Source organism: uncultured Acetobacterium sp. (assembly GCF_927416815.1).
In the GTDB taxonomy this organism is placed as follows: domain Bacteria; phylum Bacillota; class Clostridia; order Eubacteriales; family Eubacteriaceae; genus Acetobacterium.
The window spans coordinates 15,221-27,782 of the sequence record NZ_CAKMJU010000064.1; the positions used below are offsets into that span (position 1 = coordinate 15,221).

At 41.8% G+C, this 12,562-nt stretch carries 14 protein-coding genes; 7 read left to right on the forward strand and 7 right to left on the reverse strand.

What is annotated here, in order from left to right; translation table 11 throughout:
* Positions 1–100: 100 nt before the first annotated feature.
* The 7 genes from QZ998_RS09975 to QZ998_RS10005 form a co-directional block, all read right to left on the reverse strand.
* Entirely contained in the window at positions 101–325 is a 225-nt protein-coding gene (locus QZ998_RS09975; RefSeq protein WP_296560187.1) for a DUF2922 domain-containing protein, read from the reverse strand.
* Positions 326–357: 32 nt separating this feature from the next.
* Positions 358–582: a DUF1659 domain-containing protein gene (locus QZ998_RS09980; RefSeq protein WP_296560188.1), complete on the reverse strand. Its 225-nt coding sequence runs from the start codon at positions 580–582 to the stop codon at positions 358–360.
* 48 nt (positions 583–630) lie between these two features.
* Complete coding sequence (locus QZ998_RS09985) at positions 631–813, reverse strand: hypothetical protein (protein ID WP_296560190.1); 183 nt, start codon at positions 811–813, stop codon at positions 631–633.
* Between the two features lie 116 nt (positions 814–929).
* Positions 930–1,226 carry a hypothetical protein gene (locus QZ998_RS09990; RefSeq protein ID WP_296560192.1) on the reverse strand — a complete coding sequence of 99 codons (297 nt, stop codon included), beginning with the start codon at positions 1,224–1,226 and terminating at the stop codon, positions 930–932.
* 4 nt (positions 1,227–1,230) lie between these two features.
* Complete coding sequence (locus QZ998_RS09995; protein ID WP_296560194.1) at positions 1,231–1,545, reverse strand: hypothetical protein; 315 nt, start codon at positions 1,543–1,545, stop codon at positions 1,231–1,233.
* A gap of 78 nt (positions 1,546–1,623) precedes the next feature.
* Positions 1,624–2,415 carry a hypothetical protein gene (locus QZ998_RS10000; protein WP_296560196.1) on the reverse strand — a complete coding sequence of 264 codons (792 nt, stop codon included), beginning with the start codon at positions 2,413–2,415 and terminating at the stop codon, positions 1,624–1,626.
* A 52-nt stretch (positions 2,416–2,467) separates the two neighbouring features.
* Positions 2,468–2,707 carry a helix-turn-helix transcriptional regulator gene (locus QZ998_RS10005; protein ID WP_296560198.1) on the reverse strand — a complete coding sequence of 80 codons (240 nt, stop codon included), beginning with the start codon at positions 2,705–2,707 and terminating at the stop codon, positions 2,468–2,470.
* A gap of 673 nt (positions 2,708–3,380) precedes the next feature.
* Here QZ998_RS10005 and QZ998_RS10010 point away from each other — a divergent pair.
* The 7 genes from QZ998_RS10010 to QZ998_RS10040 all read left to right on the forward strand — a co-directional run bounded on the left by QZ998_RS10010 (position 3,381) and on the right by QZ998_RS10040 (position 12,550).
* Positions 3,381–3,695: a hypothetical protein gene (locus QZ998_RS10010; protein WP_296560199.1), complete on the forward strand. Its 315-nt coding sequence runs from the start codon at positions 3,381–3,383 to the stop codon at positions 3,693–3,695.
* A gap of 548 nt (positions 3,696–4,243) precedes the next feature.
* A complete protein-coding gene (locus QZ998_RS10015; RefSeq protein ID WP_296560201.1) occupies positions 4,244–7,480 on the forward strand; it encodes a helicase-related protein in 3,237 nt (1,078 codons plus the stop codon).
* Between the two features lie 22 nt (positions 7,481–7,502).
* Positions 7,503–8,111: a DUF4391 domain-containing protein gene (locus tag QZ998_RS10020; RefSeq protein ID WP_296560203.1), complete on the forward strand. Its 609-nt coding sequence runs from the start codon at positions 7,503–7,505 to the stop codon at positions 8,109–8,111.
* A 72-nt stretch (positions 8,112–8,183) separates the two neighbouring features.
* Complete coding sequence (locus tag QZ998_RS10025; protein ID WP_296560205.1) at positions 8,184–9,203, forward strand: DNA-binding protein; 1,020 nt, start codon at positions 8,184–8,186, stop codon at positions 9,201–9,203.
* Position 9,204: 1 nt separating this feature from the next.
* Positions 9,205–9,648 carry a Fic family protein gene (locus tag QZ998_RS10030; RefSeq protein ID WP_296560208.1) on the forward strand — a complete coding sequence of 148 codons (444 nt, stop codon included), beginning with the start codon at positions 9,205–9,207 and terminating at the stop codon, positions 9,646–9,648.
* A 186-nt stretch (positions 9,649–9,834) separates the two neighbouring features.
* Positions 9,835–10,719, forward strand: a complete 885-nt coding sequence (locus tag QZ998_RS10035; RefSeq protein ID WP_296560209.1) for a toll/interleukin-1 receptor domain-containing protein — start codon at positions 9,835–9,837, stop codon at positions 10,717–10,719.
* The gene (locus QZ998_RS10040) at positions 10,712–12,550 is read left to right on the forward strand and encodes a site-specific DNA-methyltransferase (RefSeq protein ID WP_296560211.1); all 1,839 of its coding nucleotides are present in this window, start codon (positions 10,712–10,714) and stop codon (positions 12,548–12,550) included. The genes QZ998_RS10035 and QZ998_RS10040 overlap by 8 nt, the downstream gene beginning before the upstream one ends.
* Positions 12,551–12,562: the final 12 nt, after the last annotated feature.

The window sequence follows — 12,562 nt, forward strand, 5'->3', positions numbered from 1 at the left end:
GTCGGCGGGCAGCCTTACAAACACCCCGGCATCGTTAGGCAGGAGTTTGCTGGTGGCCGCCCTCATTAAGGGCTCTGGGTTAGCAGGAGCGCCGCACCGCTTAGGCCGCATCATAGAAATCGGACTGGGTCGTTTCGACCAGTTTACAGTCCTGTTTAGTAACCAGAGCCAGGCCACCGGGACGGAAAATATCCGCCGCCAGAATGGCGTCCATGGCCGCCACTGCTTCGGCCTCGGTGACATCGGGGCGGGCATCTGAAATGGTCATGTTGGTGTTTTTTGCACTGCTGTTTTTAAAGGTCATTACAATTTTAAATTCGGGCATCGTGTTCTCCTTTCCTTAAATATTTTGAAATCTTACTGGCCATCGTCAAAAATCAGGTCTTCCTGAATCCGCCGCACTTCTTCTAGCGCCGGTAGCTGCAAGCCGGTGATGGCGACTCCCACTGCCATCAGATCAGGCAGGCTGGCATCGGCTTTGATATTCCCGTAGGATTTGTTCTTAATGACTTCCTTACCATCAATAAAGCCATGATTAAGCCGGGTTACCAGCTTGTTTGATAAAAATTCACTGACAATCATTGCGTTCCTCCTTTCTGCGTTTTTTGGCGCCGCCGGTTTAAGAGCGGCTTATAACAATTGTTTGTGAAGCCGGTAGCCAATTTTGTTGTGGCAAGTGATCGCGGCTGACCGGCTTGTTTTGGTTGGGGAGACATTGCCGCAAAACTGACAGCTTACCGCATAGGCTTTGCTTTCGCCACTAACCTGGCAGACCCCATCACAGATGGGACACGGTTTAATTGGTTTTTCCATGTTGACCTCCAATCTTTTGTTATTAAAGCCATTATGACAGATTTTTTCAAAAAAGGTTCTGCGCAAGATGTTTCACAGTTATTTCAGCACCCTTTGTGCGGTATCTTGCCGTCCTTTTAATTCGCAATCAACATTTTGGGGCGGTTGCTGGGTAAAGGCGGCGGGCAGTCGCGATCGACCTGATAGCAATCGACAAGCGCCGATAGCTCAGCCAACAAGGCTGGCGCGGCGGTTAGATCAAAACAGAAAATCCCATAAGTACCGCTAAGCAGAATCAGCGACTGATCCTTGATGACGTAGCGGAGCGCCTCGGGAAAGGCCTCCGATTCGATCAGCAGACCGCGCTGGCGATCTTCGCGACGCCAATACTTTTCGCAAAAGATCGCTTTGTTAATTTTAAGATAGCGTCGCATCGGGCTAGGAAAGGTATTCTACTTTGACGTAGCTCTTGCGCTGGGTGACTTTTAAATAGTCCTTGAGTAGCCGCACGTATAGCTCCGGCTCAGCCTTTTCGACAGCCTTGAGGTTGATCCCGGTGTTGCGGGTCTCGCCAACGATTAAGATTTTAAAACCGTCGGTGACGATCCGGTCGAGGCCGGCGTCAATCAGATTGCGGTGGAGTTTCTCTTTTAAGCCTTTTAATAGGGCCTCTTCGGCACGCACTTGTTCGTGCTTGACCAGGGTATTTTGAATCAATTGACCATGGTTTTCTAAAAATAATTCTTGTGTCATTGTTTCCTCCATTTTTTACTGTTATTTTTACTGTTATTTTTACTCTTGCTGTGATCGCCAGCGACTGGCTAAGATCCTTTAGCCCGAAAATGATTCCCATTCGTCCAGCAATTCCTGGTAGGCCTGATCACTGGCTTGCTGGTCTTCTTTTTGCTGCCAGCTATGAATCGCGGCGTAGTCACTGCTATAAACATAGCCCTTGCTTTCCTTGCCGAGATCGAGCCGCCGGATCCAGTCTTCCCAGCTATCGGGAAAATCAGCTTTTAGCAGCTCCATTTCTGACGCGGTCAAGAAGACATTGCCAAATTGGCCGTAGGCGCTTTTTTCTTTATGGTTTGGTTTAATATTGTTTAGTTTAGGATTGTTTAGTTTATATAAGTGTAGCGGTTGATGCGCCGGTTGATGTCGCAGGTGATCATCGCTTTGATCCCCAGCTTGCGCCGCACCGATTTGAAAATTGGCGGTCTGGTGGCATTTTTCAGCTAGCTTTTGATGCCCGACTTGATGTCCGCTGTGATGCCCGCTGTGATGGTTGATTTGATCCGCGCCGGTGCTAGCGTCCGGCTGAGCGCTGCGCTGGCTAGCAAAAAGCACAAACTGATAGCAATTGGGCGTCCGACTTTTGCCGCGGACACAAATGATCCGGCCGGCAGCAATCAGTTCATTGCGGGCACGTTCGGCCGTGCTACGGGAATTGGCCTGGATCATCAGCGCCATCCGCTTCATGTCGACTTGCAACCAATCGGGAAAGCCGGCTGAATTCCACAAACAGAAAAGCATAAACCAGAGCAGCTGAGCATTGCTGCTTAACTGCCTGGTTTGAATAAACCGATAAAAGCCGGTGATCTCGGTAATGAAATTAACTTTCATGGGCGAGGCCGCGCTTATATCTGGTGGTTGATCGGATTAATTAGCCTAACGCTCATTGATCCACAACCGCATCATCAAAGCCTTCTAAACTAACGAAAAATATTTCATCGACCTTCTTGTCGTAGTAGCGGGCAATCTTAATTTTGATATTGTCCTTAGGGATCCGCTTGCCAGACTCATAATAGCGGATTGCCGGTTCACTAATATTTAGTGCTATTGCCACCTCCCGCTGGGTCCGATCACCACGCAACTTCATTAATATTAATCCAATCTGTTTTCTATTTATTAACATAGCATTACTCCTCTTTTCAGTTTTAGATTTATAGAATATGATTTTTATAATGAATATAACCGCCTAAAATATCTTTTAATTCACGTATCTCCTTTCCATTAAAATCAATTATAATTATTTTGTTAATGATTGCAATAGAAAAAAAGCAACTTTTTTATTTCAGCACACTTCGTGCGGTTTGGCATTCGAATTTTAAAATTACGAATTAGCACGCTTTATGGGTGTTGATCGTTCTATAATCATTTTCATAAATGAATAAAATGAAACTCTAGCTTAAATATAAAAATCAGATTTTTTTTTGAACGACAAATGTATTTACGCAACAAAAATAACACAAAATCTGTTATAAAGTGTCTGCAATAGCACAAATTGTGTTATCAATGACTTGCGCAATTAGCCCTTATTCATTTACAAATCGGTTAAAACCCCGATTTTGTGGGCTTTAACTAGAATAAAAGGCTAGCGGTATTTTTAGAAATTCACGAATCGTGTGTTTTAATTGCACAATTGGTGCTAACGCCACCGCACAATTTGTGCTGAAATACACTTTCTGGTCAGCAGGGCTTGTTTTATTAAAAGGCCTGCTGTTATAATCAAGAAATAAAAGGTTGCCTTAACTGACCTAAAAAGTTACCGGAAAGGTTAATGCAAAATAACAGAAATGGAGAGAATGATGGAAACAATGATAAAAAATAAAACGGCGCCTGAAAATGATGGCGATCTCAGTCCAACGGAATATTTGAGCCAGCTGGTGACCCTTAAAAAAGCCCTCCACCAGCTTAATCAGCACCCCGCCATTACCCTATGTGGGATTGACCTGTGCGTCCATGTTTACCAGGGCATCGGGGCGCTGGCACAAGCAGCCAACCAGACCCTGACGGTGAAGCCCAGAAATTGCCGTGACTTTCCCATGGAGCTAGGTTTTGTTTATCAGGGGGTAAGCTTTTGTGAGTTGAAGGCGGCGGCGGTGGTTAAGGGGTTGGGGTGAAAGGGGGGGCTCTTATGCTTTAATATTAGCTTTTGTTTACATATGTCAAGTTTTTAATGCACTTTAATAAGACAAGCTGCAATTTATTTGCATATTTATTTGTCTTTGTATTTACAATTGCTACAGAATAAGTTTATAATTAAATTAATCGTTACTTAAGGGAGAATACTTAAGGGAGCGCTTATGGCTGTTCAAGCAGTCATTACAACAATACGGAGGCTACGCCCCAGCAATTTTCGAAAAAGAGCATTGCCCGGGGCTTACTTATTTTGCTGGTGTTACGTTCGAAGGGGTGGCCCCGCGACGCTAGCTCTCTCATCGTGCCTCTTAGTTAAACCATTCATCTGATAAAAGGCAATTACAATTTTTTAAGTTGCTATCAGCTAATGATTAAAAAGAATAACCGTGGCGTAAAATTGTAATTAGTAATAGCCATTTGTTACAGAGAGGCGTATAATAATAAGGCATGTTATAAATAAATATGGGCTGGTTTTTATCAATAAAGCAGCTGATCCAACTGCATGCTTAGTAATGGGGAGATGAATGAGATGGAACTGATCGATAATATAAGCAAGACCCTAAAAGATGATCTGAGCATTGAAATAAATAAAGGCAGCAAGTTATCCATTGCGGCCGCCTGCTTTTCAATTTACGCTTTTGAGGAACTAAAAAAACAATTGAAGCATATTGATGAACTGCGCTTTATTTTTACATCACCCACCTTTACCACCGAAAAGACCAAAAAAGAAAAGCGGGAATTTTATATCCCCCGGCTCTCCCGGGAACGCAGCCTCTACGGCACCGAATTTGAAGTGAAACTCCGCAATGAGCTGTCCCAGAAGGCCATCGCCAAAGAATGCGCCGAATGGATTCAAAAAAAAGCGGTTTTTAAGTCAAATCAAACCAACGAAAACATGATGGGTTTCATCAATGTGGATGACAAAAGCTACATGCCCATCAACGGTTTTACCACCGTCGATCTGGGCTGTGAGCGCGGCAATAATGCTTACAGTATGGTTCAGAAAACGGAAATCCCCTTTTCTAAAGCCTATCTTGATTTATTCGATAGCCTCTGGCACGATCAAACAAAACTCCAGGTCGTTACCGAAGAAGTAATCGAAAACATCACGGCGGCCTATAACGAGAATGCCCCGGATTTTATTTATTTTTTTACCCTCTACAATATTTTCAATGAGTTTCTTGAAGACATGACCGAAGACGTCCTACCCAACGACGCCACCGGGTTCAAAGAAAGCAAGATCTGGAAGATGCTTTATAATTTCCAGAAAGATGCGTCGCTGGCGATTATCAATAAACTGGAGAAATACAACGGCTGTATCCTGGCTGACAGCGTCGGTCTGGGTAAAACTTTCACAGCCCTGGCAGTGGTCAAATACTACGAAAACCGTAACAAATCGGTACTGGTTCTTTGCCCGAAAAAATTGTCCAACAACTGGAATACCTATAAAGATAATTATCTGAATAATCCCATCGCCGCCGACCGCTTGCGTTATGATGTACTTTATCATACCGATCTCAATCGTACCCGGGGGCGTTCCAACGGTCTGGATTTGGACCGTCTCAACTGGGGCAATTATGATCTGGTGGTGATTGATGAATCCCATAATTTCAGAAATGGCGGCAAACTAAACGGCCAAGAAAATGAAAAAGAAAACCGTTATCTAAGGCTGCTCAATAAGGTGATCCGCAAAGGGGTCAAAACCAAGGTGCTGATGCTTTCGGCAACGCCCGTTAATAACCGCTTTAACGATCTCAAAAACCAGCTCCAGTTGGCCTATGAAGGGGATACCAGCCTAATCGACGAAAAGCTGGACACCCGCGGCTCCATTGATGATATTTTCAAAAATGCCCAGAAAGCCTTTAATCAGTGGTCTAAATTTGAAGCCGAAGAACGTTCAACTGATCGACTGCTGCGAATGCTGGACTTTGATTTTTTTGAAGTACTGGACAGCGTTACCATCGCTCGCTCCCGAAAACACATTGAAAAATATTATGATACCACTGAAATCGGTAAATTTCCCACCCGTTTAAAACCCCTGTCATTAAGACCCCCACTCACTGATTTAAAAAATGCTATCAACTACAATGAAATCTTTGAACAGCTGATGCTCCTGAACTTAAGCATTTATACCCCCTCCCAATTCATCCTCCCCAGTAAAATGGATAAATACGCCGATTTGTACGAAGATAACACGGTTAATATCGGCTTTACCCAGGCAAACCGGGAACAGGGCATCCGCCGGCTCACGGCCATCAACCTGATGAAACGGATGGAAAGCTCGGTGCATTCCTTTAATCTTACCCTAAAACGGATGGAAGATTTAATCAACGGGACAATTCACAAAATTGATCATTTCAAAAAACAGGATAAGACCACCCTTAACCTAACCGAACTCGATAACCGACAGGATTATGACGAGGATGATCAGAATAACGATGATTTTTTTACCATTGGCAAAAAAGTAAAAATTGATCTGGCCGATATGGATTATAAATCCTGGCGGGCTAATCTTGCCAAAGACAGTGAAGTTCTGGAAATTCTGGCCTTGATGGTTGGGGACATCACCCCGGAACATGACAGCAAACTCCAGGAATTATTTAGGGTGCTCAAAAATAAGATGGAGAATCCGATCAATCCCGGTAATCATAAAGTGATTATCTTCACGGCCTTTGCGGATACCGCCGAGTATCTTTATCACCACGTCAGTAAATATATAAAAAAGCAGTTTGAGCTGGAAACCGCGATGGTAACCGGCTCGATCGAGGGACGGTCAACCATTGCTAAACTCCACGCTGATCTTAATACGGTGTTGACTTGCTTTTCACCTGTGTCAAAGGATAAGGCTCTGCTGATGCCGAACAGTCCGATTGAAATTGATCTGTTAATTGCTACTGATTGTATTTCTGAAGGACAGAATCTCCAGGATTGCGATTATCTGATTAACTACGATATTCATTGGAATCCGGTGCGGATTATCCAGCGTTTTGGCCGGATCGATCGGATCGGCAGCAGAAATAATCAGATCCAGCTGGTGAACTTTTGGCCAGATATTTCATTGGATGAATACATCAATCTTAAAGCCAAGGTGGAAACGCGGATGAAAATTGTCAATATGTCAGCTACCGGTGATGATAATCTCCTCAGCGATGAAGAAAAAACCGATTTGGAATACCGCAAGCAGCAATTGAAACGCCTTCAGGAAGAGGTCGTGGATATTGAGGATATGTCGACCGGGATCTCGATTATGGATCTGGGGCTTAATGAATTTCGATTAGATCTGCTGGAATACGTGAAGAACAATCCCGACCTGGATAAGATCCCTTTTGGTCTTCATGCCGTGGCACAAAGCCAGACCGATGCACCAGCTGGGGTAATCTTTGTGCTAAAAAATATCAACGGCAGCATCAATCTGGACAATCAGAATCGCCTGCACCCTTTTTATATGGTTTATCTCGGTGATAACGGCAAAATTGCCTGCGACCATCTTTCGCCAAAGAATATGCTCGATAAAATGCGCTATCTTTGTAAGCATAAAACTGCGCCCATTACCCAGCTGTACCGGGCTTTCAATGAGGAAACCCGGGATGGCCGGGATATGACTAAATTTTCGGAAATGTTAGGCGATGCAATTAATTCCGTTATTGATGTCAAAGACCAAAATGAACTGGATCTATTTTTAAATGGCCAAGCCATCAGCTTTTTATCAAACGAGATTAAAGGTCTGGATGATTTCGAATTGATCTGCTTTCTGGTTGTGAAATAAAAAATGTAGGAAGGTGATGCGCATGCTGGGCTTGCCAAAAAAAACCGAACTGAACAAACCAATACCCAAAGAGGCCATCAAGAAGAAATTTGCGCTAAAAGGACCGGCCAAAGACCACTTTGACGCCGATATTAAAAAACTGGCGATCATCCATGAGCTATCGCCGACTTCAATTAATGCGGAAGTCGGCAAAACGGTACCGATCATTTATGTGTTACGGGTATCCCTTAAAACCAAAGATTTTGATGAGAAAAACATCCAGCTGATTTCAAAGATGATTGAACAGCATATGGTCTTTGTATTAGAGGTTGAGGGTCAGGCCTGTCTGGCTGCCTACTACACCCGGCTACTGAAAAGTCCCTGGCAACCCCTGGAGACGCTGCAAATAAAACTGAGTGGCCTCAATCTGGATATCATTTGGGAAAACCTGCTGATTGAGATTGGCGGCATCGAAATGCAAAATGGCAATAGCCTGGATGAGCAATTGGCCATTGATGAAATCCGTCAAAAACTGGAAAAGCAGATTGCTGCCCTTGAGAAGCAGGCAAGAGCTGAAAGTCAGCCGAAAAAGAAATTTGAGCTGGTGGAAAAAATCAGAAGTCTGGAAAAGAGTCTGAAAGAAATGGCTTAATCCATCGTGTGGGTTAAGCTAGCGTAGCGCTTAGAACTTAAACACGTGTTTATTATTTTAGGAGGTGTTCAATTGGCTAAAGACCTTACGAATTCAGATATCGATCGACAGAATATTTTAAATAATGAGATGGCACTGAATGAGATACAAAAAACTGCAAATCTGAAGGGTGTCAACTTTGAAGGAAAAATAACATTCACTAAAGAGATGGTTGCAGAGTTTTATGACATTGATAACCGTACAATTGAGCGATATATAAAGAAGCATAATGTTGAACTAAAAAATAATGGTTACGAAGTCATTCGAGGCAAGCGCCTTAAAATATTTTTGGGAATACTCAAGCATGATTTTGGTACCGACATAAATGTCGGTACCAAAACAACAGTTATGGGAATTTTTGATTTCAAATGTTTTTTGAATATTGGAATGCTTTTAGCTGAAAGTGAAAATGCGCGTATTCTACGACAGATGATACTCGATGTAGTCATTGATATCATCAATCAGAAAACTGGCGGTTCAACAAAATACATCAACCAAAGAGATCGTGATTTTTTAGGTGCTTTTTTACAGGAAGAGAGTTATCGAAAAGAATTTACCGATGCACTGAGAGACTTTGTTGATATGGGGAATTTCAAATACGCCCGCTATACGGATATGATTTATCAGAGTATCTTTAGAGAAAAAGCAAAAGAATATCGAGAAATTCTGAAACTCAAAAGCAAAGATAAGGTAAGAGATACTTTTTATGCGGAAATTTTAGATTTAGTCGCTTCCTATGAATGTGGATTGGCGGAATTACTTAAACAGAAATTTCAGGAAAAAAAAGAAAAACTGGATAGCTGGGAAGTTGATGAGATTTTTCATGAATTTGAGAATTTGCCACATTGGAAACCATTGATTACAAGCGGGCGAAATAAGATGGCCAGTCGGGATTTAGCACTTCGTGATGCATTTCATAAACAATTAGAAGCATACATCACACCTTTAGACGAAAAAGAATATAAATTATTTCTGGGCGAAGAAGGAGATGTGATCGAAAAACTGATGAACGAAAATGCTGAAGTATTAAAAAGGTTAAAAGAGCGTGAATAAGATGAATGGTTACACGTATATCTCTATTGATGAAGCAATGGAGATCCATAAAAGAACCGTTGTAAATAGCGGTGGCGGCTTGACGGAATGCATTGATCAGAACCGTCTCGATAGTGTTTTGCATCATATTCAGAATGACGACTATTATCCAACTTTTGTGGATAAAATCACCCATTTATTTTTCTGCGCCTGCCAATTTCACTGCTTTGCAGATGGAAATAAAAGAATCGCAATAACCTTGTCGACACAGTTTTTGTTAAAGAATGGTTATATGCTCATTGCCAGAGATTTTATTGGTAAAATGGAAAATATCAGTTATCATGTCGCGGCAGGAAAAATAGATAAAGAACTGCTGAACAAGATCATGACGCTAATTTTTGATGGTGAGTATGACACCAATGAAGCGATCAAACTTGAAATTTATAATGCAATAAAAGATAGCTAGGTACCGATTTCTGGATCGAGTGCGAAAGGCGATAGTTATGGAGAGGTGTACGCAATATTTTAAGAAAGTGAATGGTAGGATGACGCAACTGTTTCCAAAATGGAAATAGTTCAAAAGGAAGGCAGATGCCAGGTTAAACGACTGTTTGAACAAAAAGTTATTTAAAAAAGAGATGGAGAAGTTAAAATGAGTTCAGACCAAACAAGACGAACATTGAATCAGCTTGATAAAGATCTGGCTGATTTAGAGAAAAAAATGGCTGCTGAAGTAAAGAAAGAAGCTGAAAAAACAAGAAGTATTAACTCTACGCAGAAGAGTATAACAAAAAATACATCAGTCGCCACGAAGCAATCAAAACTAAAGCAGATACAGGGTTATCAAAATGATTTGGAAAGGATAGCCGGTAATAAAGCGGATATCAGTAAAAAAATTGCAGATAAAAAATCGAAGAGCGCAGATGCTTCAATAAAACTGAGAAAAGAAGAAGCAGAAGAATCCAAAAAATCAGAAGTAAAACAGAAAGCAATCCACGCTGACTATGAAAAGCGTATTTCTGATTTAACGTCCCAATTAACTCAACAAGCCATGAAACCGGAAAATAACACTCATTTATATGCTGATCATTCCCAGGAAGAATTCGATGTTTTTTTATCACATGCAACAGAAGATAAAGAGAGCTTTGCGGATGAATTATTTGAAGAACTTCAAAAAGTCGGGGTCAAAGTTTGGTACGATTCGATTAATATAAGATGGGGAGATAGCTTACGTTCAACAATTGATAATGGACTAAAGAAATCAAAATATGGGATTGTCATTATCACAACAAATTATATTAATAAAGGGTGGACACAATACGAACTGGATGGTTTGTTTCAAATAGAAATGACCAATGGAAAAACAATTTTGCCCATATGGCATAATATTACTAAAAAGGATGTTCAAGCGTTTAGCCCATCATTAGCGAGTAGAGCAGCATTAAATACGGCAATGTTGACCCCTGAGGAAATTGCACTGGAGCTACTTAAATTTTTGGATATTGAACCGATACAGAAGGAGCAAGTAAATGGATAAGCTTAAAATGCGCAGTATCAACAAGGTTGATGATAACATTGAAAAAATTGGTAACCTGTTTCCCAATTGCGTCACTGAGGCCAAGGTGGATGGCAAAATCTCCAAGGTGGTGGATTTTGACAAGTTGAAGCAGGAACTTTCGGATTTTGTGGTGGAAGGTTGCAACGAGCGTTACCAGTTTACCTGGCCGGATAAGAAACAATCCATTCTGTTGGCCAATGCCCAGATTGCCAAAACCCTGCGGCCCTGCGTAGAAGAAAGCGTGGACTTTGACAGTACCCAAAATCTGTATATTGAAGGGGATAACCTGGATGTCCTGAAACTCCTTCAGGAAACCTATTTGGGTAGGGTGAAAATGATATATATTGACCCGCCCTATAATACCGGCAATGACTTTGTATATGAGGATGATTTTGCCCAAAACACAGGTGAGTACCTGGCCAACAGCGGTCAATTCGATGAAGAAGGCAATCGACTGGTTAAAAATCTGGACAGTAATGGTCGTTTTCATACCGATTGGTTGAATATGATCTACCCAAGGTTAAAGCTGGCGAAAGATCTACTGACCGAGGATGGGGTTATTTTTATTTCGATTGGTGATGAAGAAGTTGATAATTTACGAAAAATAAGTGATGAAATCTTCGGGGATTCTAATTTTGTTGCAACTATTATATGGAAAAGAAAAAGAGGCAGAGACAATTCAGCAAAATGGTTTAGTAAATCTCATGAGTATTTAATTGCATATACAAAAATGAAAAACTCATTTGTAGTAAATTATTTAGAACTTGATGAAGAAACAAAAAAGGCGTATAAAAACAAAGATAATGATCCGCGTGGTAACTACAGGATGTTAGCCTGTTGGGCAAGAGGGACACAAGGTGGAGTTAGTTATGACTTTACTACAAAAGAAGGTCAATATTTTGAAAAAAGACTATGGCTATTTAGCGAATCAAATTTAAAAAAAATGGACGCTGAAGATAGACTAATCATAATAGGTGACAATATATATCGGAAACTATTTATAAATGAGAACAAGGGGAAGATACCAGAAACTCTGTGGGACAATGTTTCAAACGCTGCTAATGCTTCAGATGAAATAAAAAAATTGTTTACAAATATCATTTTTGAGACACCAAAGCCCATTCCATATATCAAAGAAATGATGAAAATTGGAACCGATAAAGACTCAATCATTCTCGACTTCTTCTCCGGTTCCGCCACCACCGCCCATGCCGTTATGCAATTAAACGCTGAAGATGGAGGCAACCGAAAGTTCATTATGGTTCAGATCCCCGAATCCACCGATGAAAAAAGCGAGGCTTATAAAGCCGGTTATCCGAACATTTGTGAAATCGGCAAAGAACGGATCCGTCGGGCCGGCACCAAAATCAAGGCAGAAAACCCTGAAACAGCCAAAGATTTAGATACCGGTTTCCGGGTGCTAAAACTGGCTTCCACCAATATGAAAGACGTTTTCTACACCCCGGAAGACACCAATATTTCCATGTTTTCCGACCTGACCGACAACATCAAAGCTGACCGGTCGCCGGAAGACCTCCTCTTTCAGGTAATGCTGGATCTGGGGGTACTGCTGTCCAGCAAAATTGAAACCAGCACCATTGACGGGAAAAATGTCTTTCGGGTGGCTGATGGATTTTTGATGGCCTGTTTTGACAAAGGTCTGTCCGATGCCACCATTACCGCAATTGCAAAAATGAAACCCTATTATTTTGTGATCCGGGATCACTCCATGGCCACGGATGCGGTCGCTGCCAATTTCGATCAGATCTTTGCGGCCTACAGCCCGGACACGGTCAGAAAGGTCTTATAAAGGTTTGATGAA